The organism is Roseovarius sp. JB2-10 (genome assembly GCF_055693585.1).
Genome location: NZ_CM146337.1, coordinates 2,698,547 through 2,724,336, shown reverse-complemented (window position 1 = coordinate 2,724,336; position 25,790 = coordinate 2,698,547). Strand labels below are relative to the sequence as shown.

The following is a 25,790-nucleotide window of genomic DNA, read 5'->3' as shown; positions in this document are numbered from 1 at the left end:
TTACTAAGGGCTCAAAGTGGACATTCGTAAAACCTGCGTAACAACTACCCAGCCCGATTGACCGAGCCCTAAAATATCAATACTTCATGATACATGGATAAGATGAAAGCCCTCGACGCCTTCTCGGCCCTCTCACAACCCACACGGCTGGAAGCGTTTCGCCTGCTGGTGCGCGCAGGCCCGGACGGGATGACCGCCGGCGACATTGCCACCCATCTGCAGGTCAAGCAAAACACCATGTCCACCAATCTTTCGGTCCTGACCCAGGCGGGACTTTTGCGGAACACCCGCGAAGGGCGCTCGATCCGCTATTTCGCGGATCTTGACGGGATGCGCGGCCTTTTGGGCTTTCTGATGGAAGATTGCTGCGGCGGAAACCCCGCGCAATGCCAACCCCTGATCCAGGAAATTGCCTGCCCCTGCTAACCCCGGAGACTGCCCCATGTCTGACCCCAAGAACGTCCTTTTCCTCTGCACCGGCAATTCTGCCCGCTCGCTCATCGCCGAAGCCATCATCAACCGCGAAGGTCTGGGCAAATTCCGCGGCTTCTCTGCCGGATCGCAGCCCACCGGCGCGCCCAATCCGCACGCCATCGCCCTGCTGGACAAGCTCAACTACAAGACCGACGGCCTGCGCTCCAAAAGCTGGGATGAATTCGCAGGCCCCACGGCGCCAAAGCTCGATTTCGTCTTCACCGTCTGCGATTCCGCTGCGGCCGAGACCTGCCCCGTCTGGCCCGGCCAGCCGATGAGCGCTCATTGGGGCCTGCCGGACCCTGCTGCTGTCATTGGATCGGAGGCCGAGATCGCGCTCGCTTTCGCCGAAACCCACCGCATGCTTTACAATCGCATCACCATTTTTGCCAATCTGCCACTGGCTGAACTCGACACGCTGAGCCTGAAACGCGAGCTGGATGAGATCGGCAAAGCCCAAGACACGGTAGACGCCTGAATGACCTTTGATCTGCCCCGCCGCCTGACCGCCGAGGCGCTTGGGACCTGCCTGTTGGTGGCCACTGTCGTGGGCTCCGGCATCATGGCCGACACGCTGACCGACGATGTGGCGCTGGCGCTTCTGGGCAACACGATACCCACGGGCGCGATCCTTGTGGTGCTGATCACCGTTCTGGGGCCAATCTCCGGCGCGCATTTCAATCCGTCGGTCAGCCTGGCCTTTGCCCTGCGGCGTGAATTGCCCCTGCCCGCGTTTGCGCCATACGTGCTGGCACAGATCGCAGGCGGGCTGGCCGGCAGCATCCTTGCCCACGCCATGTTTGATCAGAACCTGATCCAAATCTCGCAAACCGCGAGGACCGGCGGACCGCAATGGATTGCCGAAATCGTCGCCACTTTTGGTCTGGTCGGCATCATTCTGAGTGGTATCCGCTTTCGGAGCGACGCCGTACCGTGGCTCGTAGGTCTCTATATCACCGCCGCCTACTGGTTCACCGCGTCAACGTCCTTTGCAAACCCGGCAGTGGCCATTGGCCGGGCCATCAGCGACACGTTTGCCGGGATCAGGCCCATGGATGTGCCGGGTTTCATCGTGGCACAGGTGATCGGATCGGTGCTCGCAGTGCTCATTTTCGGCTGGCTTCTCAAAGACCGGCAGACACCGCAACAAATTTGAAGGTAATGTAACGTGCTAGCCGCGCTGCGCCAGCGCATCGGCCAGCACGGATTTGACCGCACCTGAAGGCACGTCGCCGGTGACAAAAGCCTCTCCAATGCCTTTGGCGAGAATAAAGCGCAACTGCCCATCGACGACTTTTTTGTCCTGCGCCATCAAGTCCAAAAACGTATCTGCATCCGGCAAATCTCCTTCGATATCAGACAGATCAACCTTCATCTTCATGTCTTTGAGATGGGCACGCACCCGGCTTGGATCTTCCTGAGAACACAAGCCCAACCGGGCGGACAGTTCGAACGCCATAGCACAGCCGATCGCAACGCCTTCGCCGTGCAACAACCGGTCGGAATACTCTGTTGCAGCCTCAAAAGCGTGGCAAAACGTATGGCCGAGGTTCAGCAACGCACGGTCGCCATGTTCTTTTTCATCGCGCACCACGATATCGGCCTTCATTTCCACCGAACGTTTCACGATGGCAATACGGGCGTCCATATCGCCCGCCGCCGCCTTTGTCGCGTTGACTTCAAGCCAGTCGAAAAACGCAGCGTCGCCGAGTAGGCCGTATTTCACCACCTCGCCGTAACCCGCCAGAAAATCGCGCTCGGTCAGCGTGCCCAGGACATCCGTGTCCGCCAAAACGAGGCTCGGCTGGTGAAACGCCCCGATCAGATTTTTCCCGTGCGGCGCATTTATGCCAGTTTTGCCGCCAACGGAACTGTCGACCTGGGCCAGAAGGCTCGTGGGGATTTGCACAAAACGCACGCCTCGGCGCAACACGGCTGCGGCAAACCCAACCAGATCCCCGATTACCCCGCCCCCAAAGGCGATAACCACATCATTTCGCTCAATTTTCTGTTCAAGAAGCCATTCAACGGCCCGCTCAAAATGCGGCCAGGATTTCGTGGCTTCCCCGGCTGGAAGCGTCAGTGCGGAAACCTCAAGGCCCGCCGCTTCCAGCCCGCCCTGCAATGTGGCGAGATGCAGGTTGGCCACGGTTTCGTCGCTGATCACGGCCACGCGCGGGCGCGACAGGAATGGCGATATCAACGCGCCGGACGTGGCCAGTAATCCCGGGCCGATCAGGACATCGTAGGCGCGCCCCTCAAGGCCCACATGAACTTTTTGCGTCATGCCTCAATCTCCAGAACATCAGGCCGCGCCTTCAAGGCATCCAAAACGTGACCCGCCATCACTTCGATCGTGTAGTCCGCGCGCGCCTCGACGCCCAGATCAGCGGTGGCGTAGATCGGCACTCTCTCGGCGTAGATCTTGTTAAGTGTCTCGCGAGGGTGTGCCGTGCGCAAAAGCGGCCGGGTATTTTTGTGTTTTACCCGCGCCCACAGCAGGTTCACATCCGCGTTCAGCCAGACGGACACGCCTTTCTGTGTGATCAGCGCGCGATTCTTTTCGTCCAGAAATGCGCCACCGCCGGTGGAAAGGATGCCACATTCGTCCTCCAACAGCCGGTCCAGCACTTCGGTTTCTCGCGCCCGAAAAAACGCCTCGCCGTCGCGTTCAAAAATTTCTGCAATCGACATGTTGGCGGCCGTTTCAATTTCGGCATCGGAATCCAGGAACGGCACATTTAGCTGTAAAGCCAATGCCTTACCGACCGCAGTTTTACCAGCGCCCATCATGCCCACCAGCACAACGGTCTTCTTCAATTTCCAGCTCTCCGCCGCCGCCACGCCTCGGCGCTCCCCTGCCAAATTCAACATTTTGCCATTGAATGACGTGATCTTGCCCAAAAGGCCAGTTATAAGTTTAGCAAAACAAAATGAAAAACGGGCAGAACAACAATGTTTCGACTTCTCAAATGGCTGATTTATATGGCTTGTTTAGCGTTCATTGGTCTTGTGGGGTATGCGTATATTGGTCCCTTTTTTGGCGCGGATTTCTCTCCGCCCGCTGATGAGATTCGCCAGGAAATCATCCTTGAAGCCAGTTAAAGCCGCCGCGTGCGTTGCCTTTTGGGGCACCGCCTCGATTGCTCAGGATGCGCCGCTCTCTGCCATAGAGTGGCTGGATGAGATCGTGGCCGAACCTGTGGCGCAACCCGTGCCCGAACCGGATGTCTCTGAAACGGCCACCACGCCGCAGGTGGATGTGATCCCGCTGGACAGCGCGAGTTCGGACGCAGTGGGGCTTTTGCCGCGGCAAACGACAGGATTGCCCGCCTCGCTCTGGTCCGCCAGCGAAACCCGGGATGTTGCAGCAGAAATGCGCCGCATTTCGCCCGTACCCCTGCCCGCATTGCAGGCGCTCTACTACACCTTGCTGCTGGCCGAAGCCGAAGCGCCCCGAAGTGCCGGCGCGGAAGCCGGATTTCTCAAGGCCAGGCTGAATGCCCTGATCGGGTTCGGGGCGGTCGATCCCGCGCGGGCGCTGATCGAACGGGCGGGCCCACGCACACCGGCGCTTTTTGACACATGGCTGGATGTCTCGCTCCTGAGCGGGGCGGAGGAAGCCGCGTGTCAAGCGCTCCGTGAAGACCCGGCACTGAGCCAGGATTATGCCGCCCGGATATACTGCACCGCGCGGGCGGGCGACTGGTCCACCGCGGCTTTGACCTACGAGACCGCCGTGGCGCTCGAAACGCTGTCTGATATCGAGGCGCAGCTTTTGGCCATTTACCTCGACCCCGAGATCGCCGAAACCACGCGTCCGCCAAAGCCACCAGCGGCCATGACACCGCTGGTCTTCCGCCTGTTTGAAGCGGCCGGAAACGCGTTGCCCACCCGCCGGTTACCGCGCGCCTTCGCGATGGCGGACCTGCGCGAAACCGCCGCCTGGCGCGCTGAAATAGAAGCGGCGGAGCGTCTGGCGCGCACCAATGCCCTGCCTGCAAACCGGTTGCTCGGCCTCTATACCGAGAGGCGCGCTGCGGCGTCTGGCGGGGTCTGGGACAGGGTTCGCGCCATTCAGGATCTGGACGCGGCTTTGAGATCCGGAGATGCGGATGCCGTAACGGCCGCCCTGCCCACCGCCTGGCGCAAAATGCGTGCACGCGGGCTCCACGCCGCCTTTGCGCAGCTCTATGCGGAGGGGTTGCGCCTGACACCTCTGACGGGGCGCGCGGCCGACATCGCCTTTCATGTCACCTTGCTGTCGGATGCCTATGAAGAGGCAGGTACCATTCTGGACAATCCCGACAAAAGTCAGACCTTTCTGATCGCTTTGGCCGCGGGCAATCCCCCGGCCACCGACGCCTCCACCAGTCGTGAAAAGGCCATCGCTCGGGCCTTCGCCTCAACGGGGCCCGCGACCCGCCATGCGGCGTTGATCAATGCCGGTAAGATCGGTGAGGCGATTTTATTGGCCACCAATCAGCTTGACGGCACCAGAGATGGCAATCTGAGCGATATGGTTGAGGCGTTGCGGACGCTGCGGGCGCTTGGGTTGGAAGACACGGCCCGGCGGGCGGCGTTGCAGCTTCTGATCCTTGAGGCGTCCTGATGTCTGGCGACACGGCAACCAGTGATCGCTATTGGGTCAGCAGTTTTCTGGAAGCTCAGGCGGCCGAACTGGGGGCGGCGCAAAACACATTGGCCGCCTATGCCCGCGATCTGGATGACTTTTGCGGTTGGCTGACCGGCGCGGCGCATTCGCTCTCGAGCGCCGGGCAACAGGATGTCGAAGCCTATCTGGTCTGGTGCGACGCGCAGGGTCTGGCGAAATCGACCCGGGCGCGGCGATTGTCGGCGATCAAGCAGCTTTACCGTTTTGCCTATGAGGAAAGACTGCGCGCGGACAACCCGGCCATTCGCATCAAGGGCCCGGGACGCGACAAACGCCTGCCCAAAACACTGACGGAATCCGAAGTTGATGCACTTTTGGATGCGGCCCGCCAGTCAGCCAAATCTCCGGCGGACCGGGTGCGCAACACCTGCCTGATGGAGCTTTTATACGCCACCGGAATGCGGGTCAGCGAGCTGGTATCCCTGCCCGTTGCCGCCGCCCGGGGCGACCCGCGGATGCTGTTGATCCGGGGGAAAGGCGGCAAGGAACGGATGGTGCCATTATCGCCCCCTGCCCGCGATGCGTTGACCGAATGGCTGGCCCTGCGGGACGACGCCGAAGAAACGGCGCGGGAAAAAGGCATCGCGCCATCGTCGTTTCTGTTTCCGTCAAAGGGCAAGCTGGGGCATTTGACCCGACACCGGTTTTACATGCTGATCAAGGAGCTTTCCGTGCATGCCGGTGTGTCGCCCGCCAAGGTCACACCCCATACGCTGCGCCATGCCTTTGCCACGCATCTACTGGCCAATGGCGCCGATCTGCGAGCGATCCAGACCTTATTGGGGCATGCGGACGTGGCGACAACGGAAATCTACACGCATGTGCTGGACGAACGGTTGCGTGAACTGGTGCATGACCATCATCCGTTGTCCAAATCTTCGCGCCGCAAGGCCGGTGGCAAAACATCTTCCGACGGCCAGTAACCGCTGATCAACGCCTGATCATATCCCTGGGTGAGGCCCGCGCGCTGCATCCCGGCAATGGCGGCGTCGTGATCATAACACAGGCGGTGGATCTGCACGACACCGTCCTGCAACACCGCATACCGCGTATCCGGCGCGCCATCATGGGGCGGCATGCCGATCACACCGGCATTCACCCAAGTTACCCCCCGACATGTCGTTCAAACGGCAGCCCGGAATGCCCGGCAAACACCATGTCCACGGGTCCTGCGATGGCCTTGAGGCGCGCTAGTTCTTCGTCAAAGACATGCGCATCACTGACTGACCAGATAAACCGGCTGATATCCGTCACACCGCCATGCAGGACGGCGCACCGTGCGCTCTGATGCGTGAACGTGATGATATCCGGCAGGCCCGCCATCCACGATCGATCTTCCGCCCCGATTGCGGCATCCGCATGGGCAAACCAACCGTTTGACAAGAGATCACAGGTGCTGCCCTCTTCAAATCCGCAGCCACAATCGTCGGCGCCCTGTGCCAGCTGTTTCTCGCAATTGCCCGCTACCACCGGGCACGTCAAGCCACGCAGTGCGGCCACGGTTTCCGCAGGTTCCGCGCAATAAGCCACGCAATCACCGGTGCAGATCATCTGGTGCGTCGGCACGCCCAGACTGACCGCCCGGCGGATCAAGGCCTGTATGGCGGGCAAATTCGAATACGGACCGCCAAAGACCAGCACTTGTCCGTCAATCTGCCCCAAATCCTGCACCAGCATTTCCGATGATCCCTTGATTGACGTGCCTGCGCACCCCATAACCCAGGTGGATAAAAGGACAAAGGCTGGAATGGAAGCTACTACAACTGTGATCGACGGTGCCTTCTGGGTCACCTCGACCGCCATCATCGCACTTCTTGTGCTATCCGCGTATTTTTCGGGCAGTGAGACCGCGTTGACCGCCGCCTCACGCGGCAAATTGCGCGCGCAGGCCGAAAAGGGCTCCATGGGCGCTCAAAAGGCGCTTGATATCACCGAGGACAATGAGCGTCTGATCGGCTCGGTCCTGCTCGGCAATAACCTCGTCAACATTCTTGCAGCATCCCTTGCCACCGCCATGTTCACGCGTCTTTTTGGCGAAAGCGGTGTGGCCCTGGCCACTTTGGTGATGACGCTTCTTGTCCTGATCTTTGCGGAAGTTCTGCCCAAAACCTATGCGATCACCAATGCCGAGACGGCTGCTGCGCGAACTGCGCCCATTATCGTACTGGTAATAAAGGTTTTTTCGCCAATCGTCGCCATGGTCAGATGGCTTGTCCGGGGTGTGTTGAGCCTCTTTGGGGTCAAGATTGATCCCGACAGTCACATTCTGGCCGTGCGGGAGGAAATTGCTGGCGCGCTCTATCTGGGCCAGTCCGAAGGCGTGGTCGAAAAAGAAGACCGGGACAGGATTTTGGGCGCGCTTGATCTGGGCGACCGTGCGGTTGAAGAGATCATGTTGCACCGTTCGCAGATCGAGATGATCGACGCGGAATCCGAACCCGATGCGATCCTGCGGCAATGCCTCAAGAGCAACCACACCCGCCTGCCGGTCTATCGCAACGATCCCGACAACATCATTGGCGTGGTGCATGCCAAAGACCTGCTGCGCGCGATGCACAAGCTGGTCGCCGGTCCCAACGCGTCCCTCGACGCGCTGGAGAAATTCGATATCTGCAGCGTGGCGCGCAAACCCTATTTTGTGCCCGAAACCACGACGCTGGATGATCAGATGCGGCAGTTCCTGCGCATGCGCAGCCACTTTGCCCTCGTGGTCGATGAATATGGCACGCTCGAAGGGTTGATCACGCTGGAAGATATCCTTGAGGAAATCGTCGGCGAAATCACCGATGAGTTTGACGAGGAAGAAGAGGTGCCGCTGGAGCTGACGTCGGACAATCAGTATCTGGTCGACGGCTCCATGACGATCCGGGATCTGAACCGCGCCACCGATTGGACACTCCCCGACGAAGAGGCCAATACCATCGCCGGTCTGGTTATCCATGAGGCGCAGATCATTCCGGTTGTCGGACAGGTCTTCAGCTTCCACGGGTTTCGGTTCGAAGTGGTTGAGGTGATCGATAACCGCATCACGCGGTTGAAAATCCGCAGACTCTGACGGCCAAAACGCCTGGTATTTAACCTCTGTTAAGCCTCAACCGGTAGCTTCCTGGCGGGACATTGCGTGAAGGCGCTTTGGCCCTGACCCGTCGTTGACCCCCGGAGCTGAGATGGAAGAGCGCCGCAAACCCGCCAATGAGGTGACCCCGCAATATGAAGATGCGGGCCTCTTCAAGGGTGACATCGTGCAATTGACGGTGCAACTGGTGCCGATTTTTGGGCAAAACTCCCGTCGCGACATCATGGTAAAGGGCTATGTGGAGGGGAACGCCGCCATCGATGTTGTCTTTGCGGGGCGTCGAAAATCACAGGCCAAACCGCTGACGGCGCGGCTACAACATCTGTTGATCAATGCGCGCAAGAAAGCGGGCGCGCCCGTGGCCATTGATGACATCCGTCATACCGTGCGCATCGAAGGGTCGTGGCGTCGGCGGTTTCAGCGCGATGATCAGGGGTGGGAGACCCATGATCATCAGCTTTTTGCCGCCCGGTGGGTTGTGATGAACCCGGATGGGGAAGCCGTCACCTTTGGTGACGCCCCGATCAAACCGCGATAGCCCTCCGGCGTGCCGCTCAGGCGCGCAGTTTTTCACCCTTGGGATCAAACGGCGGCTCATGCAGGATGCGCGCCTTGTGCGGCTGGCCCAGCACCATCACGTCGACTTCGTCACCCGGTGCGGCCTCGCCCGTGCGCACATATCCCAGCGCCAGGGACATGCCAACCGTATAGCCATAGGTGCCCGAGGTCACGCGACCCACACCTTTGCCATCCTTGAAGATCGGCTCGCCGCCCGTCGCATCGGCGTTCGACGCTTTGGTGGCCGCTTCGTCGATATGGATGAGCACAAGGTTTTCGCGCGTGGGCTTTGACAGCGCTTCCTGCGCCGCGGTCTTGTTGAGGAATTCCTTGTCCATCTTGCACAACATGTCGAGGCCGACCTCGTGCGGGAAATATTCCGGGCTGTATTCGCGGGACCATGAGCCATAACCCTTCTCGACCCGCATCGACATCAGCGCCCGTGCGCCCACAGGGCCCGCGCCAAAGTCCTTGCCGGCTTCGATCAGCGCCTCATAGAGCCGCTTTTGATCCTCGGTGTTGCAATGCAATTCCCAGCCCAGATCGCCGGTAAAGCTCACGCGCAGCGCCAGGCATTTCACCCCGGCCAGCTCGATCTGCTGCGAGCGCATGAAGGGGAAATCTTCGGTCGCAAGCGACGCGTTGGTCAGCCGCTGCAGAAGTTCACGGGATTTCGGACCCGCAACGTTGAACCCGCACATGGCTTCGGTAAAGGATTCAAACGTGGTGCCCTCGGGCAATGGTACGGAATCGAAGAACCGCTTGTGATAGCGCTCGGCCATGCCGGAGCTGACAATCCAGAACTCGTCTTCAGCCACACGCGTCACGGTCGCGTCGCCAGCAATGCCACCTCGCACACCGATCAGCGGCGTCAGGCACGACCGGCCAATGCCCTTGGGCATGTTATTGGCAAAAACGGAATTGAGCCATTCTGACGCCTGCGGCCCCTTGCAGCGGTATTTGGCGAAGTTCGAGATATCGATGATGCCCGCGCGATCCCGCAGCATCTTGCATTCCTCACCCACAGGGCCCCACCAGTTCTGGCGGGTAAATCCGTTGGTGTCCTTGGCACCTGCCTCTCCGGCAAACCATTGCGGATGCTCCCACCCGTAGTTGAGGCCAAAGACGCCCCCCATGTCCTTTTGCATCTCATAGACCGGGCGCGTTTTCAGCGGACGGCCTGCCTCACGCTCTTCGTTCGGGTAATGGATGGCAAAGCGGTGGCCATATTGATCCTTGACCTTGGCTTTGACGAATTCCTTGTTGTTCGCCCAGAGGCCAAACCGCGCGATGTCCCAGGGGAACATGTCATATTCCATCTCACCGGTGGTGAGCCATTGCGCCACCATCAGGCCCATGCCGGCCGATTGCGAGAAACCGGGGATGATGCCGCCGCAAACGAAATAATTGCTCAACTCAGGCACAGGCCCGAGGATCACGTTGCTGTCCGGTGACCAGATCATTGGCCCGTTGATCACGCGTTTGACGCCGGCCTCCGCGGCCAGCGGCACGCGGTCCATCGCACGCATGACGTTTTCCATGATCCGGTCCAGATCGTCGGCGAAAAGATCATGGGCAAAATCAAGCGGCGTACCATCTTCGGCCCAGAATTTCATGTCCTGCTCATAGGCGCCGATCAAGAGGCCCTTGCCCTCCTGGCGCAGGTAATATTCGCCATCGCGGTCGGCAACAGATGGCAAACGACGATCCATCTGGTCAATCTCGTCGATCGTCTCGGTCACGAAATACTGGTGCTCGGTCGGTTGCAGCGGCAATTCGATGCCCGCCAGCGCGGCCACTTCCCGGCCCCAGAGGCCACAGGCGTTGATCACCCATTGCGCCTCAATATTGCCCTTTGGCGTCTCGACCGTCCAGGTGCCATCGGGCTTTTGGATCGTGCCGGTCACCGGGGTGAAGCGGTGGATTTCAGCGCCACGTTGGCGCGCCCCCACGGCATAGGCATTTGTCACGCCTGATGGGTCGACATTGCCGCCATCGGGTTCCCACATGATGCAGCGGATGCCGTCGAAATTCACCAGCGGATGAAGCTCTTCGGCCTGCTCGCGGGTGATTTCGCTGAAATTCATGTTGTAGAGCTTGGCCTTGGCGGCCTGCAGTTTCAGCTGATGCTCACGCGCTTCGGTCTGCGCCAGATAGAGCGAGCCGGGCTGAAACACGCCGCAGGACTGGCCGGTTTCTTCCTCGAGCGCGTTATAGAGGTTCATCGTGTAGTGCTGCAGTCGGCTGATGTTGGCGCTGTCGTGCAGGCCGTGGATGTTTGCGGCCGCGTGCCATGTGCTGCCAGATGTCAGCTCGTCCCGCTCCAGCAGAACCACATCGGTCCAGCCCAGCTTGGTGAGGTGGTAGAGGATCGAGCATCCGATGACGCCGCCGCCGATGACAACTGCCTGTGCATGGGTTTTCATGATGTACTTCCTTGGTAGCCGTTTGATCCACAGTGCCGAATCTGAGTGGCCTGCGTTTGCACTTTCGCGACAAACTTAGCCGCAGCAGCACCAAAACGGTTTACGAATGCGTCATGTTCTGTCGGATTTAGCCAGACGCTGTGAAATTAACGAAATTGCGCCCCCTGCGCTTTCGAGATTCCACATGCGACCCATGTTGTCGTTTTTTGGCGGGCCAGTAGAGTAGCAGATGACAGGGTAACGAAAACCTTTGGGAGAAAAACAAATGCAATCCACCACGCGGGTGGCCGTCATTGGCGGCGGTGTTGTCGGCTGTAGTGTTCTTTATCATCTGACGAAACTGGGCTGGTCTGACGTCATGCTGATCGAGCGTTCGGAGCTGACCAGCGGCAGCACATGGCACGCGGCGGGCGGATTTCATACGCTGAACGGCGATACCAACATGGCCGCGCTCCAGGGTTACACGATCAAGCTCTATAAAGAGTTGGAAGAGATCACTGGCATGTCCTGCGGGCTGCACCATGTGGGTGGCGTGACGCTCGCGGACAACAAAGACCGGTTCGACATGCTTTTGGCCGAGCGGGCCAAGCACCGCTACATGGGGCTTGAGACCGAAATCGTAGGCCCCGAAGAGATCGCCAAGATCGCGCCCATTACCAACACCGATGGCATTCTGGGCGCGCTCTATGACCCGCTTGATGGCCATCTGGACCCGTCGGGCACGACCCATGCCTACGCCAAGGCCGCGCGCATGGGTGGGGCCACGATCGAAACCCATTGTAAGGTGATCGAGACCAACCCGCGCGATGACTGCACATGGGATGTGGTGACCGAAAAGGGCACCATTCACGCCGAACATGTGGTCAACGCCGGGGGGCTCTGGGCGCGGGAAGTGGGCGCGATGGCGGGCGTTTACCTGCCGCTGCACCCGATGGAGCATCAATATATCGTCACCGATGAGGTGCCAGAGATTGTCGAGCGTAATGAAGAGCACCCGCATGTGATGGACCCGGCAGGCGAGTCGTACCTGCGGCAGGAAGGGCGCGGGCTCTGCATCGGGTTTTACGAACAGCCCTGCAAACCCTGGGCCGTCGATGGCACGCCGTGGGATTTTGGGCATGAGCTTTTGCCCGATGATCTGGACAAGATCGAGGACAGCATCGAATTTGCCTATAAACGCTTCCCCGCGCTGGAGCGGGCGGGTGTGAAATCGGTGATCCACGGGCCGTTCACCTTTGCCCCTGATGGCAACCCGCTGGTGGGGCCGGTGCCGGGCATGAAAAACTACTGGTCCGCCTGCGGGGTCATGGCGGGCTTCAGCCAGGGCGGCGGCGTCGGCCTGATGCTGGCGCAGTGGATGGTCGAGGGTGAATGCGAGCGGGACGTCACAGCCATGGATGTGGCGCGCTACGGCGACTGGATCAAACCCGGCTACACCCGCCCCAAAGTGATCGAGAACTACCAGAAGCGGTTCAGCGTGGCCTATCCTAATGAGGAATTGCCCGCCGCGCGCCCCTTCAACCAGACGCCAATGTATGACGTTTTTGACCAGATGGGCGCGGTTTGGGGCCATCAATATGGGCTTGAGGTGGTCAATTACTTCGCCGAAGGTGATGAGCCACGTTACGAGACACCCTCCTTCCGCCGCTCCAACGCGTTTGAGGCCACCGCGCGCGAAGTCAAGGCCGTGCGCGAGGCCGTGGGCATCAACGAGGTGCATAATTTCGGCAAGTATCTGGTCACCGGGCGCAATGCGCGCATCTGGCTGGATCGGATCATGGCCGGACGCCTGCCCAAGCCGGGGCGGATCAGCCTGTCACCGATGCTCAGCCACAAGGGCCGTCTGATTGGAGATTTCACCATCTCCTGCCTGTCGAATGAGGCGTTTCAACTGACCGCCTCCTACGGCGCGCAGGCCAATCACATGCGCTGGTTCGAGATGAACGAGGTGAAGGGCGTGATCGTTGAAAACATCAGCGACCGGCTCAACGGGTTCCAGATTGCTGGACCCAAGGCGCGCGACGTGCTGCTGGCCTGCACCCGCGATGATCTGGGCGATATGCGTTTCATGGATCTGCGCCATGCCAGCATTGGCATGGTCGACTGCCTGATCCAGCGGGTCAGCTACACCGGCGACCTGGGCTACGAAATCTACTGCGATCCGATGGCGCAACGCGCGCTCTGGTCCACACTTTGGGAGGCCGGGCAACCCCATGGCATGCGCCCCTTTGGCATGCGGGCGATGATGTCTCTGCGGTTGGACAAGTTCTTCGGCTCCTGGCTCAATGAGTTTTCGCCGGATTACACGCCCGCTGAGACGGGCATGGATCGCTTCACCAGCTTCGACAAAAACTTCGAATTCATCGGACGCGAAGCGGCCAAGGCCGAACGCGATGCGGGCGCCGCGCGCAAGCTCTGCGCCTTTGAGGTTGATGCGCTGGATGCCGATGTGGCCGCCTATGAACCCATCTGGATCGACGGCAAAGTGCAGGGTTTTTGCACCTCGGGCGGCTATTCGCATTACGCGCAGAAATCCATCGCCCTGGGCCTCATCCCAACCGATCAGGCGCAGGACGGTCTGGAAGTTGAGATCGAGATTTTGGGTGAGATGCGCCCTGCCCGCCTGATCACCACGCCGCTCTTTGATGCCGATGGCGCGCGGATGCGCGGCTGATGCTGATCCTGATCCCCGCCGCGGGCGCGTCTTTGCGCATGCGCGGGCGGGACAAATTGCTGGAACGTGTGGATGGCCAACCGCTTCTGGCCGAGCGGGTTGAGATGGCGTTGCAAACCGGCGCGCAGGTGTTGGTCACCTTGCCACCGGACAACCCCGAACGCGCCGGTGTGATGGACGGGATCGACAGTGACCGGCTGGCGGCCATCGTGATCCCGGATGCGGCCGAAGGCATGGCCGCCTCGATCCGCAGCGGCGCAGCTCATGCGCAACGACAAAATGTCGACGGCTTGATGGTCTGTCTGCCCGACATGCCCGATATCGAAGCAGAAGACTTAGAACTGCTGATGGCGCACTTTACGGGCGCGGACACTCTGCGCGCGTGTGACGAAGACGGACAACCGGGGCACCCGGTGGTTTTTCCCAAGCAATATTTTTCAACCCTGTCCGAACTGACAGGCGATCAGGGCGCGCGCGCTCTTTTGCGTCAGGAAACCGTGCACTTGGTCCCCCTGCCCGGGCACCGCGCAACAACCGACCTCGACACGCCAGAGGAATGGGAGGCCTGGCGCGCACGTACCGGGCGCTAAAACGATACCTCATAGACGAAACAATCCCGGCCAATGACCGGGATTGTTCACGTTGAAATCGGGGCAGCCCCCACCGTCCGACTTCGATGACCCTCCCGTGCACGGGACGGCCGCTGCATGTTCCATTATTCGACCAGAAGCCGCACCTCGTGTTTCTTCAACGCCTTGCGCGCGGCCTGATAGGTCCGCAACCCCTCTTGCGTGCGCAGATCAGGAAACAGGTCAAAAATCTCGTCGCGCTGTTCGCTGCCCATGCCATCCAGCACCTGACAACCGGGTTGAAAACTTTCAGTCCAGGAGCCGTTTGACAGCACCACCTCATGTTGGTCGAACATGAAATGGATGTAGGACAGGCCGGGCGTTTCAACGCGACTGACACCGTCCATACCCGTCAAATGCTTGGCTGAGGCCAACACCTCGCGCTCTTCAAAATAGAGCGCCGTCTTGTCGTTGTTGACCAGTACGCGATGCTGCGGACTGACAAGCAGATCTCGTTCCGGCAAATCATGCCCAAGCGATCCCGCCCGGATCAAAACCGGTTTGAGATGCGGCGCATGTTGCAGCTCCGCCCCGGTCAGATCGCGTTTCCCGATCCACCGAATTTCCTGCAAACCGTTGTCCCGCGTGATGATCCGGTCGCCGATCTGCAACTCCTGCACCAACCGCTCACCGCGCGGTGTGGCAATCACCGTGCCGGGTGTGAAACAGGGAATAACATTTTCGATATTGGCGAATTGCATTGTGCCGGTGAGGTTGCCATCGGCATCCAGAAATTCGACAAAACCGTCTTCCTGATCCGGTGAAATGAAGGTCACCGACAGGCTGCCACCGGGGCTTGCGGCCTCGGCCGCGCCGGTCAGATCCAGCGTGTCAAAATCATCACCGGCCTCGTTGCCGTCCACGATATCGCCCGCCGTGATGCCTGTGAACGTGTCGCGATCCGCGCCACCGATCAGGTCATCTTCACCCGCACCGCCGGATAGGAAATCATTGCCAACGCCACCGGTCAGCGTGTCATCACCCTCGCCACCATCCAGCACGTCATCGTCAGCGCCGCCCTGGATCAGATCATCATCCAGACCGCCCTCGATGGTGTCATCGCCGTCGCCACCCATCAAATTGTCGGCACCGTCTTCGCCACGGATCAGGTCATCACCCAAGCCCGCCACCACGGTATCATCGCCGTCACCGGCCAGAACGATATCGTCATTCGGCGCCTGACCGGGCAAGATGGCATCGTTATTGTCGATGAAATCGCCATCGGGATCATCATCGTAATCCGTGTCGATCAGGTCATCATCTCCGGTGCCCTCAACGATACCGTCGCGCATGTCATCGCCAACCGTCACGGTGACCGTCGCGGTATCACTGCCCCCCTCTCCATCGCTGACCGTGTAGCTGAACGTATCCGTCCCGGAAAATCCCGGGTTGGGCGTGTAACTGATTGTGCCGTCGGGATTGATCGTGGTGGTGCCGTTGTCACCATCGGCAACGTCGGTCACCTCAAGCGGATCCCCGTCCACATCCTCGTCATTGCCCAGAACATCGATGACCGTCGCCGTTTGAAACCCGGCATCCGCGTCATCATTCGTTGCAACGGGTGCATCATTCACCGGATCAACCGTGACCGTCACACTGGCCGTATCGGTGCGGCCCTGCCCGTCTGTGACGGTATAGGTAAAGGTGTCCGTGCCATTGAAATCCGGATCAGGCGTGTAGGTCACAGTGCCGTCGGGATTGATCGTGGTCGTGCCGTTCTCGCCGTCACTGGCCTCGCTCACTTGCAGCGGCTCGCCCGCATCATCGTCATTGATCAAGACATCAATGATGATGCTGTTGTCTTCATCCACATCTGCGGTGTCGTCATTGGCCACCGGGTCCAATCCGGCGCCGTTCAGGATATCGATCTCGTAGAGAGCCACGTAATCGATCGATCCATCAAAGAAATTGCCGATGCGGCCGTCATCCACTTCGCGCGCGGCAAAGGTCCAGCTTTCGTCGTCATTATCCGTGACATCCATGGTCAGACCCGGATTGTCGGCGGTGATGGTCACGTCTGTTTCCTGCGTCAGGTTTTCGACGTGGAAGGTCAGCCCCCCTTCCGGCGACCAGGAGTATGTGGCCAGAACGGTATCACCGGTCTCGAAAAAGCCCGGCCCCGTTGTCAGTTTGGCATCTTCGCCATTGTCGAAATGCGAAACTTGTACGGCACCATCCTTGGTGACGCTGATTTCGAACCAGCCCTCATCGTCCCGATCCGCCCGTTCGCCCCGGTTTACGATTGTGTCGGGCGACGAGCCGATATGACGGTCCTGTGTGAATTCGACGGCCAATGTGCCCTGTGCGAGGTTGAACGGCGTTTCATCCCCGCCGCGAACTTCGAAAATCCCGCAACCGTTGGTGTGCAGCGCATCTCCGGAAATGAACGCATCGCCTTGTGTAAACCCGTTTTGTGCGACGCCATCGGCAAGACCGGTGTCGTCGGTAGGGCCACTTCCAAGGAAGTCCCACAAGCCTATCAAATTTGACGCAAAAGGGCCGTCGAAATTATGCGACATTGTCTTCTCCTACATTGCGCTTGGCCGATGTCGACGAGCCAAATCGCAAAAACCATTTACCTGGACCCACCCCGACACCATCGGGCATAGGCCAACTGCATCAACCTCAGATTTCCGTCGGGAGTTGGTCCACCGAACCTTGGCGAACCCTGCCGCGATATAAAGTCTCGCGGTCTGGCTTTTCCCACATGTTGCACTCGCAACCGTGGCAATCGCACGACTCCCGCATCTTTGCTGATGCGCGTCTTGTGCGGTCGCCCCCGCAACCAACAAATACTGCCCCCCAGTAGGGCTTGCTCGTTGTAGCAAAGCGACGTTTCCAAAAAAGCGAAATTTGTCTGAAATTTGTTCCTATCTCCGCGGGGAGATACCGTTTCGGCAACGAATTGAGGCACTTGAGAACAACCTTAAGTTTATTTGACGCCTCCTCCGTAGGTCGAAGAAACGCATTTAACAAGCTATTTTTGCTTAACTTTTATTAACAGGCACAACCCAAAGAATATTGCCGGGTAGCCATTATGGCCTATAAAAAATGGGGCCAATTCGCCGCAGCGCGGACGGCGCATTTTTGCCGCAATCGATCAGGTGCCGTTTTCAAAATGACCTGAATTGCACATTCAACGCCCGATTGTATCCGATCTGGAAACAATCAGTTGAACAATCCCGAATCGAAGATGTGTTTTGGGAATGGAAGGTATTGGTACCCAAGGCCGGACTCGAACCGGCACGCCCGTTAAGGCGGGGGATTTTGAAACGTGGGAAAAGTGTTTGAAATCAAGGGGGGTGTTATTCAACAACGCTCACGCTTTATCGCATTTTGAAGCACGTTTTTGCTTACATCATTGACTCCGGCCCAATTAAAGACATATTTACAAACTATCATAATGATAGGTCATGATTTGGCAGACCCGGAGAAGATATCTAATAGACTGCTGGATCAACGCTGTTCTGATCTTGTGCACAAGTTGGCATTGGACACATCCAATATCGCGATCACAGATCATGCAGAAGACCGAATGTACGAGAGAAATATTAGCTACGATACAGTGCTAAAAATTCTCAGAACCGGAGAAGTAAAGTATGAGCGTACAGATGAAAGGGGAAACGAAATTGTGCGCGTGAGCAAAATTGTCAATTCCACTCGTTCAGCAAGTACAATCTGTGCAATCGTTTCGAGTGGAGGAAGATTGACTGTAATTACAGCTATGTGGGATGACCTGAAATGACTGAGATATTGTCTTTTTGCAGGGGCGAGCAGCAGGGAGCGATAGAGCCATACCACTACAAGGCGTGTGGTGTGGACAATGTATACCTTTGTGACGGCTTCCAAGTCGTAGATGACGGCTATGGGAAAAGTATCGTGATTGAGGAAGCCGATGACCTACACAAGGTCATAGGATTGGAAATCGTGCTGAATAGAGTCCATTTGTCGCACAGGGAAGTTCGCTTTTTGCGTGAACAAATGAACAAGACCCAGGTTGAACTGGCAAACGAGATTGGTGTGTCTTCTCAAATGGTGGCACGCTACGAGAAAGAAGAGCACACGGACGTGACAGGACCCGCGGATAGGATGTTGCGAGCACTATATGTGACTCACCTTTTCCCCGACCAACAAGCGGAAATCATGAGTGTGATTATCGATCTTTATCAAGCTGAAGAGAAGGCTTCTGAGAACCTGGTGTTTAGCCGGGCTCAGATGCATTGGAAAAATATGGAACCCAGATCTCTCTCATCGACGCGGTAATGAATTAGCGCAGAGTGAGTTGGACGCTTTTAAACTCAATATGTAACTCCACTTCGGTGGAGTTTTTTTTTGCCAACGCATTCGGAAACCACGTCCACCAATTCTATTTTTTGTGCTTTCCTACCGATGGAGGCTCAGGATCATTCACGCAAATTCTCTTAACTTCCTCAGAGGATAAGTACGCAAAAGCTTCATCATAAGTACCGAATAGCTTTGCATCGTCCAAAAAGTGAGTTTGAGACTTAGAATCTTTCGCCAGAACAGTCCCGTTGTAAAAACAAATGTGCCAGAAAATCGGTTGTCCCTCTCTTTTGAGTTAAATGAGACTGATCGCGGTGACAACGACCGAAATACACGCAACTAAAACAGACCACTTAACAGATCGAGCTGCGGAAATCTGTGCATTCGCGACTTCGCGCTGAACATCCAATTCGCGTCGACGGAATTCCATCGTCCGCTGGTAGTCCTCAATTGACCCTGGCATGCCTCCAACTGCAGCTAACTCTTCATCAGTCATCTCTATCAATTTTTTAACCATTGTCTTTCCCTGATATATTGAATCTCGAACGCTGGTATCGCGTCCAAGAAACAGGGTTACAGTTCTTAGACTCTTTTGAATAAATAGAACGTCGTTTTGATCACCTTAGTTGATCTGCTTTATGGCCAACAGTACTGCGGCGACATCATTGATTGGATTTCTCTACAAATCAACGTCTTTCAGCTATCGTTCCACTCAGCTGATCTTACTTTAGGTTTGCTGCCGGTCTAGCACCGACATACCAACGCCAAACAACGAACGACTAACACCCTGACTAACGGGTGACTAACGGACGATCTGCGGAAATGAGTTAAGTCATTGGTACCCAAGGCCGGACTCGAACCGGCACGCCCGTTAAGGCGGGGGATTTTGAATCCCCTGCGTCTACCATTCCGCCACTTGGGCACGCCGGATAGCTCTAGCGAAGCCCGTAGGCCACGTCCAGAGCCAAGACGTGGTTTTTTGTTTTCACGCGGATTTTTGAAAAGGGAACCGACGTGTTCGGCGGCTCCAACTGGTGAAACAGCCCAGACTTTGCGATCCAGGCCGATACTTTTAGCTGTGATCAGAAAATGAAATCATCTGCCGCAAGTGCCGCAATGCTCACGGATTGCAGCAGGATGCTGTTGCCGCCGCCCGTATCGATCACGACGTTCCCGCCATTTTGGCTGGCGACATTCATGACATCTGCAAAATCTGTGACGGTCGTCAGATCACTCAGATCAATCCGATCTTCTGTCACTTTGAAATCGCGCACAGTGTCATTGCCGTGGCCATCCGCAAAGACAAACGTATCGGCGTTCTGACCGCCCTTGAGGAAGTCATCACCTGCGCCGCCTTCAAGCGTGTCGTCGCCGGCACCACCGAGCATCCTGTCATTGTCCGCGTCACCTTCCAATACATCGTCGCCCGCAAGGCCCTTCAGCGTGTCACGCCCTTCATTGGCATGCATCACATCCGCATCCGCCGTACCGATAAGCATATTGGCCGTGTCATCGCCCTCATGGGTGACGTCATCATGGTCGTGATCATGATCATGGTCGTGATCATGTTCATCCTGCTGCTCATCCCCGAAGAGGAAATCATCCGATCCAAGCGAGGCCAGATCGAAATTCTGCAGAAGGATCGCGCCACTGCCTGTGTCGATCAGAACGTTGTCACCTTGCTGCGACGCACCGGCAACCACGTCGGAATAATCAGACAGCGTGGACACGCCGGCCATGTCAATCAGATCCGCGCCATCCCCGAAATCCCGAATGGTGTCACTGCCGTGACCATCGACAAAGGCAAACACATCCGCGTCATTGCCGCCCTTGAGGAAGTCATTGCCCGTCCCGCCATCAATCGTGTCGCGCCCGGCACCACCGACCAACCGGTCCTTGTCCTCACCGCCTTTGATCAGGTCGTCGCCGGATTCACCGTAAATCGTGTCGCGCCCGCCCAGACCCTCGATCATGTCAGCGGCGCCTGTGCCGTAGATTTTGTTGGCAAAGGCATCGCCCGTCAGGCTTGGGTCGCCATTGGTGTTACCACCATCATCACCCGCACTGCCACCTGGATCGTCCGGATCATCCACAGGCCAATCATCCTGCGCGCCGTAGATGCCGATGATGCCCTCAATGTCATCCGGTTGCAGCCCGTCAGTGCCCACAACAGGGGTCATGACACTGTTGCTGTCGACATGACCCAGCCCCAAGGCATGGCCAATTTCGTGCAACACAACCGCTTCGAACAACCAGATCTTGGTGTTAAATTTGGCAAGCGTATCGATCATGATGTCGCCGCCAATAGCACCGCCGTAGATCGACGGATAAAACGCATATCCAGCGGTGCCGCCGGGGATTTCACCGAAAAAGAGGCGGATGTCGGCATTGTACCCCACGCCAGCCGCCCCGCCGCCATCGGGCACCTGTTCGAATTCAATGTCCCCGTGCTGTGACCATTCCGCGAACATGTTCGCAATGGACTGAGCGTAGTCAAATGTCAGAAAGCTGTCGCCGCTGACGGATGTGGTGGTTGAGGTGTTAAACCTGCTGATATCCACACCGGCGCCTGCAATACTCCACGTTACTGTGCCGCCGGGTGTGCCGAGTGTCGGGTTACCCCATTTCGTTCCAACAATGTTGGGCATAATGTCTGCTATCCTCGATGAATTTTTTGAGTGGTCCACAGACTTAGCCAGACAGGTGTTCTCAAATTCTAAACGGCTCTCAGGTGGTGGCGGTCTTCCGCCTATCGGGCGATATTGCAAAGCTAAAAGACGCCTGCATCCGCGGTTTGAATCGCGGGTTTTTATGCATCAGCCGCGCTTGAAAAAGCATTTCACCCGCTGCGTTTAGAGATTGGAATTCACGTGGATCTGAAAACCATATGACCTTGGCGTTGCCCGCAAAGGTATCTAATGCTTAAAAACTTATCGGTCTGCCCGATGTGACTTTGCCTCCGGCGGTGGCGACGGCAGTTTGCACCTCCGTTCACGCATCACCTGGGTTGCGATTTGCGGCTGGAGTATCCTCCGGGGCTTGACCCGCTCAGCCCTGCATGGTCTGAGGCAGCATGGAAATTTCTAAGGCTCTCACGCGATGATCCGTGCACTATATGACTGGACCATTCGGATGGCCGACCATCCGCGTGCGCTTTGGGTTTTGGCGCTGGTTGCTTTTGTTGAAAGCTCGGTCTTTCCGATCCCGCCGGATGTTCTGATGATCCCGATGATCCTGGCACGCCCGAACCGTGCGTGGCTGATCGCCGGGGTGGCGATGGTGGCCTCGGTTCTCGGAGGTATACTGGGCTATGCAATTGGCGCACTGGCCTATGAACAGATCGGACAACCCATACTGCAAAGCCTCGGCAAAGGCGATGCGATGGGCGAATTCAGCACCCGGTTCAACGATTTCGGGTTCTGGGCCGTGCTGACCGCAGGGATCACGCCGTTTCCCTATAAGGTCATCACCATCATGTCGGGCTGGACGGCAATGCCGCTCTCGACCTTCATCATCACGTCGATCATCGCACGGGGCCTGCGGTTTTTCCTTGTGGCCGCGTTGTTGTGGAAATTCGGCGCACCTATTCGTGACTTCATCGAAAAGCGTTTGGGCTTGATGACGGTGATCTTTGTGGTCTTGTTGTTTGGCGGATTCTATTTGGTGAGGCATCTGTGATCATGACGGCTGCACAGCGTTGGACAGTCCTGGCCGCCGGTGGCTCTGTGCTGCTGATGCTGGGCGCATTTGCCTTTCAGCATTTGGGGGGCATGCCGCCGTGTAAATTATGCATCTGGCAAAGATGGCCCCATGTGGCCGCAATCGCCATCGGGATCATTGCGTTTTTTGTGCCGCACCGTTTGCTGGCCCTGTTGGGTGCTGCCGCCGCTGCAACAACCGCCGCCATCGGAATTTACCATTCCGGGGTCGAGCGTGGGTATTGGGAAGGCCCGGCATCCTGCAGCTCATCCGACATTTCCAACCTCTCAGCCGAAGAATTGATGGATCAGATCATGGCGGCCCCGCTTGTGCGATGCGACGAAATTCCATGGCAGATGTTTGGCCTGTCGATGGCGGGATGGAATGCGGTGATTGCCCTTGTATTGGTGGTCTTCTGGGTAAAGGCCGCAAAGGCCACCGTGTAAGCCAGGCTGGCATCGGCGGTCCTCTGCTGATCTGCAGAAACGCGGGATTGATTGCGGCGCAACATATTCTTTTATTCGAATGGCGACATCCGTGCGCGGCGCGGGCACATCAAATTGATAATCAACTTTTTCTTCGGCCGGGCATACCGTAAACTCATTACAGCAGCATCCGGATCGCAGGCCGTCCTTTCCATCCCGATAACCAACAGGATATCATCATGAAAATTCTTCCTCTCCTGACCCTCGCTCTGACAGCCGCCACGCCACTGGCCGCCGAGGAAGCCCGCCAGCTTGACGCCCATGAACATGGCAAGGGCCATTTCGACATCGCGTTTGATGGCGGGGAGATCGCGATGGAACTGCATGTGCCCGGCGCGGATATTGTCGGGTTCGAATATGCCGCGGAGACAGCCGAAGATCGCGCCGCCGTTGACGCCGCCGTGGCAACGCTGGCCCGGCCACTGGATTTGTTTGTGCTGGCCGATGCGGCAGGGTGCAGCGTTGTTCAAGCGAGTGCCGCGTTGGAAAGCGAAGACGACCATCATGACCATGGCGAGGAGCACGCGGACGACCACGCGACGGATGCGCATGGCGACAAGCATGACCACGAAGACGACCACGGGCATGAAGAGCACGCGCACGAAGAACATGCAGCTGAGGATCACGACGATCACGCCGCTGAGGCCAGCCACACAGAGTTTCATGCCGAATATCTGCTGACATGCGCTGATCCTGCCGCCATATCCGAAATCACATTCGCCTATTTCGACGCGTTTCCAAATGCGCTGGAGCTTGAAGTGCAGGTCCTGTCCGATGCCGGGGCCTCAGCTTTTGAGGTACCGCGCGAGGCACCAACGCTCGATCTGCGCGGCATGTTCTAGGTCTGACCGTCTCATTGAAAGACCTCTCTCCGATCCTGCACCTCAAGGACGTTCGATACCGATGGCCGGGCAAATCGGCCTTCGGGTTGCACGTCCCGGAGCTTTCGTTGAACCCATCTGAAACCGTGTTGTTGCTTGGTGAAAGCGGCTCGGGCAAATCAACGCTTCTTTCGCTGATCTGCGGCACCATTCTGGCGCAATCCGGCGCTGTCACGGTGGCAGGGGCCGACATCGCATCCCTGACCGCGGGCCAGCGGGACCGGTTCCGTGCCGAGCAGATCGGTCTGATTTTTCAGCAGTTCAATCTGCTGCCCTATGCCAGCGTCCGGGACAATATCCTGCTGCCCTTGCAGTTCGCCCCCGACCGGCGGACCCGTGTTGAAAATGTCGCCGCCGAGCCTGAACGGCTCTGTCAGGAACTGGGTCTGCCGGATGGGGCAACGGCCGCGCGTGCCGGAACACTGAGCGTGGGGCAACAGCAACGGGTTGCGGCGGCCCGGGCACTGATTGGCACGCCCCCGTTGATCATCGCCGATGAGCCGACCTCCTCTCTAGATGCGGCCACGCAAGCGGCATTTCTGGAAATGCTTTTTGCCCAGTCACGTGCCCACGGCACCGCGCTATTGATGGTAAGCCATGACGCGCGCCTTTCTGATCAGTTCGACCGGGTTCTGCAGATGGCTGACATCGCCAAAACCGGGCGGGACGCGGCATGATCCTGCGCCTTGCCTTTGCGTCTTTGATGGCCCGCGCATTGACCGTGGGCATGACGATCCTGGCGATTGCCCTTTCGGTTGCACTCTTTCTGGGCGTTGAAAAGGTGCGCACCGGCGCAAAGGCCAGCTTTGCCGATACGATATCGGGCACCGATCTGATCGTCGGGGCGCGGTCGGGGTCCGTGCAGTTGCTGCTCTATTCCGTTTTTCGGATCGGAAACGCCACCAACAACCTGACCTGGCAAAGCTATCAGGACATTGCCGCCCGCCCCGATGTGGATTGGATCGTGCCCATTTCTCTGGGCGACAGTCACCGGCAATTCCGGGTGATGGGCACGACAGCCGCGTTCTTTGAGCGTTACAAGTACCGTGCCGGCCAGTCGCTGGCCCTGGGCGACGGGGTCCTGATGTCTGATCTGTTCGATACGGTCATCGGGGCGGATGTCGCGGCAACGCTTGGCTATTCTATTGGCGATCCGATTGTGGTCGCGCACGGGCTGGCCTCGTTTACCGAACATGACGATCAGCCGTTTCGCGTGTCCGGCATTCTGGAAAAGACCGGCACCCCTGTGGACCGCACGGTCATTGTCAGCCTTGAGGCGATCGAGGCGATCCATGTCGATTGGAAAAGCGGGGCGAAAATCCCCGGTCAAAACACGCCCGCCGATGTGATCCGGCAGATGGAACTCGAACCGCAGGCGATCACCGCCGCGCTGATCGGGGCCAAAAGCCGCCTGAAGGTCTTCGGGTTGCAGCGGGCCATAAACGAATACACGCAAGAGCCGCTTCTGGCGATCCTGCCGGGCGTAGCCCTTCAGGAGTTGTGGCAGATTGTCGGGATTGCCGAAACCGCCCTGATCGGCGTGTCGGCGATGGTGGTGATCACCGCCCTGATCGGCATGATGGCCACGATCTTTTCCAGCCTCAACGAACGGCGCCGCGAAATGGCGATCTTCCGGGCCATGGGGGCGCGGCCACGGGACATTCTGGGCCTGCTGGTGCTTGAGGCGGTCGTGATGGCCGCGCTTGGGGCCGCCCTTGGGCTTATGCTGCTCTATTTGGGGCTGTTCATCGGCCAGCCGCTGATTGACAGCGCCTTTGGCCTCTGGCTGCCCATTGAGGCGCCGACGATGCGCGAAGGTCTGGTGCTCTGCGGCGTGGTGGCTGCTGGCGCAATTGTGAGCATGGTTCCGGCACTGAGGGCCTACCGAATGTCGCTTGCCGATGGTATGATGGTGCGGATTTGACTGAG

24 protein-coding genes and 1 tRNA gene are annotated in these 25,790 nt (G+C 58.2%); 16 read left to right on the top strand and 9 right to left on the bottom strand.

What is annotated here, in order from left to right; genetic code table 11:
- Positions 1-93 precede the first annotated feature (93 nt).
- The 3 genes from ACZ1HJ_RS13680 to ACZ1HJ_RS13670 are packed head-to-tail and all read left to right on the top strand — an operon-like array spanning position 94 to position 1,630.
- Positions 94-426: an ArsR/SmtB family transcription factor gene (locus tag ACZ1HJ_RS13680; protein ID WP_472719209.1), complete on the top strand. Its 333-nt coding sequence runs from the start codon at positions 94-96 to the stop codon at positions 424-426.
- 16 nt (positions 427-442) lie between these two features.
- Positions 443-952, top strand: a complete 510-nt coding sequence (locus ACZ1HJ_RS13675; protein ID WP_472719208.1) for an arsenate reductase ArsC — start codon at positions 443-445, stop codon at positions 950-952.
- Positions 953-1,630 carry an MIP/aquaporin family protein gene (locus ACZ1HJ_RS13670; RefSeq protein ID WP_472719207.1) on the top strand — a complete coding sequence of 226 codons (678 nt, stop codon included), beginning with the start codon at positions 953-955 and terminating at the stop codon, positions 1,628-1,630. It begins immediately after the preceding gene.
- Between the two features lie 15 nt (positions 1,631-1,645).
- Here ACZ1HJ_RS13670 and aroB read toward each other — a convergent pair whose 3' ends face one another.
- Positions 1,646-2,761 (bottom strand): 3-dehydroquinate synthase, encoded by a 1,116-nt coding sequence (gene aroB / locus ACZ1HJ_RS13665; RefSeq protein ID WP_472719206.1) that lies wholly within the window; start codon positions 2,759-2,761, stop codon positions 1,646-1,648.
- On the bottom strand, positions 2,758-3,348 hold the full coding sequence (locus ACZ1HJ_RS13660; RefSeq protein ID WP_472719205.1) for a shikimate kinase: 591 nt from the start codon (positions 3,346-3,348) through the stop codon (positions 2,758-2,760). The genes aroB and ACZ1HJ_RS13660 overlap by 4 nt, the downstream gene beginning before the upstream one ends.
- A 217-nt stretch (positions 3,349-3,565) precedes the next feature.
- Between ACZ1HJ_RS13660 and ACZ1HJ_RS13655 the strand changes: the two genes are divergently transcribed.
- Both ACZ1HJ_RS13655 and ACZ1HJ_RS13650 read left to right on the top strand, forming a co-directional pair.
- The gene (locus ACZ1HJ_RS13655; protein WP_472719204.1) at positions 3,566-5,086 is read left to right on the top strand and encodes a hypothetical protein; all 1,521 of its coding nucleotides are present in this window, start codon (positions 3,566-3,568) and stop codon (positions 5,084-5,086) included.
- The gene (locus ACZ1HJ_RS13650) at positions 5,086-6,072 is read left to right on the top strand and encodes a site-specific tyrosine recombinase XerD (RefSeq protein WP_472719203.1); all 987 of its coding nucleotides are present in this window, start codon (positions 5,086-5,088) and stop codon (positions 6,070-6,072) included. Before ACZ1HJ_RS13655 ends, ACZ1HJ_RS13650 begins: the two co-directional genes overlap by 1 nt.
- Here ACZ1HJ_RS13650 and ACZ1HJ_RS13645 read toward each other — a convergent pair.
- Both ACZ1HJ_RS13645 and ACZ1HJ_RS13640 read right to left on the bottom strand, forming a co-directional pair.
- Positions 6,009-6,248 carry a hypothetical protein gene (locus ACZ1HJ_RS13645; RefSeq protein WP_472719202.1) on the bottom strand — a complete coding sequence of 80 codons (240 nt, stop codon included), beginning with the start codon at positions 6,246-6,248 and terminating at the stop codon, positions 6,009-6,011. The genes ACZ1HJ_RS13650 and ACZ1HJ_RS13645 overlap by 64 nt on opposite strands.
- A gap of 5 nt (positions 6,249-6,253) precedes the next feature.
- Entirely contained in the window at positions 6,254-6,826 is a 573-nt protein-coding gene (locus ACZ1HJ_RS13640; protein WP_472719201.1) for a metallophosphoesterase family protein, read from the bottom strand.
- Positions 6,827-6,896: 70 nt separating this feature from the next.
- Here ACZ1HJ_RS13640 and ACZ1HJ_RS13635 point away from each other — a divergent pair, with 70 nt between their 5' ends.
- Positions 6,897-8,204, top strand: a complete 1,308-nt coding sequence (locus ACZ1HJ_RS13635; RefSeq protein ID WP_472719200.1) for an HlyC/CorC family transporter — start codon at positions 6,897-6,899, stop codon at positions 8,202-8,204.
- Positions 8,205-8,316: 112 nt separating this feature from the next.
- On the top strand, positions 8,317-8,763 hold the full coding sequence (locus ACZ1HJ_RS13630; RefSeq protein ID WP_472719199.1) for a hypothetical protein: 447 nt from the start codon (positions 8,317-8,319) through the stop codon (positions 8,761-8,763).
- Positions 8,764-8,779: 16 nt separating this feature from the next.
- On the opposite strand, the gene ACZ1HJ_RS13625 is transcribed toward ACZ1HJ_RS13630, so the two are convergent.
- Positions 8,780-11,209, bottom strand: a complete 2,430-nt coding sequence (locus ACZ1HJ_RS13625; RefSeq protein ID WP_472719198.1) for a GcvT family protein — start codon at positions 11,207-11,209, stop codon at positions 8,780-8,782.
- Positions 11,210-11,474: 265 nt separating this feature from the next.
- On the opposite strand from ACZ1HJ_RS13625, the gene ACZ1HJ_RS13620 reads away from it, so the two are divergent.
- Both ACZ1HJ_RS13620 and ACZ1HJ_RS13615 read left to right on the top strand, forming a co-directional pair.
- The gene (locus tag ACZ1HJ_RS13620) at positions 11,475-13,883 is read left to right on the top strand and encodes a GcvT family protein (protein ID WP_472719197.1); all 2,409 of its coding nucleotides are present in this window, start codon (positions 11,475-11,477) and stop codon (positions 13,881-13,883) included.
- Positions 13,883-14,473, top strand: a complete 591-nt coding sequence (locus ACZ1HJ_RS13615) for a nucleotidyltransferase family protein (protein WP_472719196.1) — start codon at positions 13,883-13,885, stop codon at positions 14,471-14,473. The genes ACZ1HJ_RS13620 and ACZ1HJ_RS13615 overlap by 1 nt, the downstream gene beginning before the upstream one ends.
- 125 nt (positions 14,474-14,598) lie before the next feature.
- Here ACZ1HJ_RS13615 and ACZ1HJ_RS13610 read toward each other — a convergent pair whose 3' ends face one another.
- The gene (locus tag ACZ1HJ_RS13610) at positions 14,599-17,031 is read right to left on the bottom strand and encodes a Hint domain-containing protein (RefSeq protein ID WP_472719195.1); all 2,433 of its coding nucleotides are present in this window, start codon (positions 17,029-17,031) and stop codon (positions 14,599-14,601) included.
- 884 nt (positions 17,032-17,915) lie between these two features.
- Between ACZ1HJ_RS13610 and ACZ1HJ_RS13605 the strand changes: the two genes are divergently transcribed.
- Together ACZ1HJ_RS13605 and ACZ1HJ_RS13600 are read left to right on the top strand one after the other, a co-directional pair.
- Complete coding sequence (locus ACZ1HJ_RS13605) at positions 17,916-18,257, top strand: DUF4258 domain-containing protein (protein WP_472719194.1); 342 nt, start codon at positions 17,916-17,918, stop codon at positions 18,255-18,257.
- Positions 18,254-18,775 (top strand): helix-turn-helix domain-containing protein, encoded by a 522-nt coding sequence (locus ACZ1HJ_RS13600; protein ID WP_472719193.1) that lies wholly within the window; start codon positions 18,254-18,256, stop codon positions 18,773-18,775. Before ACZ1HJ_RS13605 ends, ACZ1HJ_RS13600 begins: the two co-directional genes overlap by 4 nt.
- A gap of 316 nt (positions 18,776-19,091) precedes the next feature.
- Here ACZ1HJ_RS13600 and ACZ1HJ_RS13595 read toward each other — a convergent pair whose 3' ends face one another.
- The 3 genes from ACZ1HJ_RS13595 to ACZ1HJ_RS13585 all read right to left on the bottom strand — a co-directional run bounded on the left by ACZ1HJ_RS13595 (position 19,092) and on the right by ACZ1HJ_RS13585 (position 21,444).
- Entirely contained in the window at positions 19,092-19,313 is a 222-nt protein-coding gene (locus tag ACZ1HJ_RS13595) for a hypothetical protein (protein WP_472719192.1), read from the bottom strand.
- 319 nt (positions 19,314-19,632) lie between these two features.
- Positions 19,633-19,718, bottom strand: a tRNA-Leu gene (locus ACZ1HJ_RS13590).
- Between the two features lie 160 nt (positions 19,719-19,878).
- The gene (locus ACZ1HJ_RS13585) at positions 19,879-21,444 is read right to left on the bottom strand and encodes a matrixin family metalloprotease (protein WP_472719191.1); all 1,566 of its coding nucleotides are present in this window, start codon (positions 21,442-21,444) and stop codon (positions 19,879-19,881) included.
- A gap of 451 nt (positions 21,445-21,895) precedes the next feature.
- On the opposite strand from ACZ1HJ_RS13585, the gene ACZ1HJ_RS13580 reads away from it, so the two are divergent.
- The 5 genes from ACZ1HJ_RS13580 (at position 21,896) to ACZ1HJ_RS13560 (ending at position 25,785) form a co-directional block, all read left to right on the top strand.
- The gene (locus ACZ1HJ_RS13580) at positions 21,896-22,474 is read left to right on the top strand and encodes a YqaA family protein (protein WP_472719190.1); all 579 of its coding nucleotides are present in this window, start codon (positions 21,896-21,898) and stop codon (positions 22,472-22,474) included.
- A 2-nt stretch (positions 22,475-22,476) separates the two neighbouring features.
- Entirely contained in the window at positions 22,477-22,941 is a 465-nt protein-coding gene (locus tag ACZ1HJ_RS13575; protein WP_472719189.1) for a disulfide bond formation protein B, read from the top strand.
- Between the two features lie 218 nt (positions 22,942-23,159).
- Positions 23,160-23,822 (top strand): zinc uptake protein ZrgA, encoded by a 663-nt coding sequence (gene zrgA, locus ACZ1HJ_RS13570; protein WP_472719188.1) that lies wholly within the window; start codon positions 23,160-23,162, stop codon positions 23,820-23,822.
- 14 nt (positions 23,823-23,836) lie between these two features.
- The gene (locus ACZ1HJ_RS13565) at positions 23,837-24,538 is read left to right on the top strand and encodes an ABC transporter ATP-binding protein (RefSeq protein ID WP_472719187.1); all 702 of its coding nucleotides are present in this window, start codon (positions 23,837-23,839) and stop codon (positions 24,536-24,538) included.
- Positions 24,535-25,785: an ABC transporter permease gene (locus tag ACZ1HJ_RS13560; RefSeq protein WP_472719186.1), complete on the top strand. Its 1,251-nt coding sequence runs from the start codon at positions 24,535-24,537 to the stop codon at positions 25,783-25,785. The genes ACZ1HJ_RS13565 and ACZ1HJ_RS13560 overlap by 4 nt, the downstream gene beginning before the upstream one ends.
- Positions 25,786-25,790 lie beyond the last annotated feature (5 nt).

Coding starts and splice junctions, on each gene's coding strand:
- ACZ1HJ_RS13670 (WP_472719207.1), top strand. CDS start 953: ATGACCTTTGATCTGCCCCGCCGCCTGACCGCCGAGGCGCTTGGGACC.
- ACZ1HJ_RS13635 (WP_472719200.1), top strand. CDS start 6,897: ATGGAAGCTACTACAACTGTGATCGACGGTGCCTTCTGGGTCACCTCG.
- ACZ1HJ_RS13610 (WP_472719195.1), bottom strand. CDS start 17,031: ATGTCGCATAATTTCGACGGCCCTTTTGCGTCAAATTTGATAGGCTTG.
- ACZ1HJ_RS13615 (WP_472719196.1), top strand. CDS start 13,883: ATGCTGATCCTGATCCCCGCCGCGGGCGCGTCTTTGCGCATGCGCGGG.
- ACZ1HJ_RS13620 (WP_472719197.1), top strand. CDS start 11,475: ATGCAATCCACCACGCGGGTGGCCGTCATTGGCGGCGGTGTTGTCGGC.
- ACZ1HJ_RS13575 (WP_472719189.1), top strand. CDS start 22,477: ATGACGGCTGCACAGCGTTGGACAGTCCTGGCCGCCGGTGGCTCTGTG.
- ACZ1HJ_RS13600 (WP_472719193.1), top strand. CDS start 18,254: ATGACTGAGATATTGTCTTTTTGCAGGGGCGAGCAGCAGGGAGCGATA.
- ACZ1HJ_RS13660 (WP_472719205.1), bottom strand. CDS start 3,348: ATGTTGAATTTGGCAGGGGAGCGCCGAGGCGTGGCGGCGGCGGAGAGC.
- ACZ1HJ_RS13560 (WP_472719186.1), top strand. CDS start 24,535: ATGATCCTGCGCCTTGCCTTTGCGTCTTTGATGGCCCGCGCATTGACC.
- ACZ1HJ_RS13585 (WP_472719191.1), bottom strand. CDS start 21,444: ATGCCCAACATTGTTGGAACGAAATGGGGTAACCCGACACTCGGCACA.
- ACZ1HJ_RS13580 (WP_472719190.1), top strand. CDS start 21,896: ATGATCCGTGCACTATATGACTGGACCATTCGGATGGCCGACCATCCG.
- zrgA (WP_472719188.1), top strand. CDS start 23,160: ATGAAAATTCTTCCTCTCCTGACCCTCGCTCTGACAGCCGCCACGCCA.
- ACZ1HJ_RS13650 (WP_472719203.1), top strand. CDS start 5,086: ATGTCTGGCGACACGGCAACCAGTGATCGCTATTGGGTCAGCAGTTTT.
- ACZ1HJ_RS13675 (WP_472719208.1), top strand. CDS start 443: ATGTCTGACCCCAAGAACGTCCTTTTCCTCTGCACCGGCAATTCTGCC.
- ACZ1HJ_RS13625 (WP_472719198.1), bottom strand. CDS start 11,209: ATGAAAACCCATGCACAGGCAGTTGTCATCGGCGGCGGCGTCATCGGA.
- ACZ1HJ_RS13595 (WP_472719192.1), bottom strand. CDS start 19,313: ATGGTTAAAAAATTGATAGAGATGACTGATGAAGAGTTAGCTGCAGTT.
- ACZ1HJ_RS13680 (WP_472719209.1), top strand. CDS start 94: ATGGATAAGATGAAAGCCCTCGACGCCTTCTCGGCCCTCTCACAACCC.
- aroB (WP_472719206.1), bottom strand. CDS start 2,761: ATGACGCAAAAAGTTCATGTGGGCCTTGAGGGGCGCGCCTACGATGTC.
- ACZ1HJ_RS13630 (WP_472719199.1), top strand. CDS start 8,317: ATGGAAGAGCGCCGCAAACCCGCCAATGAGGTGACCCCGCAATATGAA.
- ACZ1HJ_RS13605 (WP_472719194.1), top strand. CDS start 17,916: ATGATAGGTCATGATTTGGCAGACCCGGAGAAGATATCTAATAGACTG.
- ACZ1HJ_RS13640 (WP_472719201.1), bottom strand. CDS start 6,826: ATGCTGGTGCAGGATTTGGGGCAGATTGACGGACAAGTGCTGGTCTTT.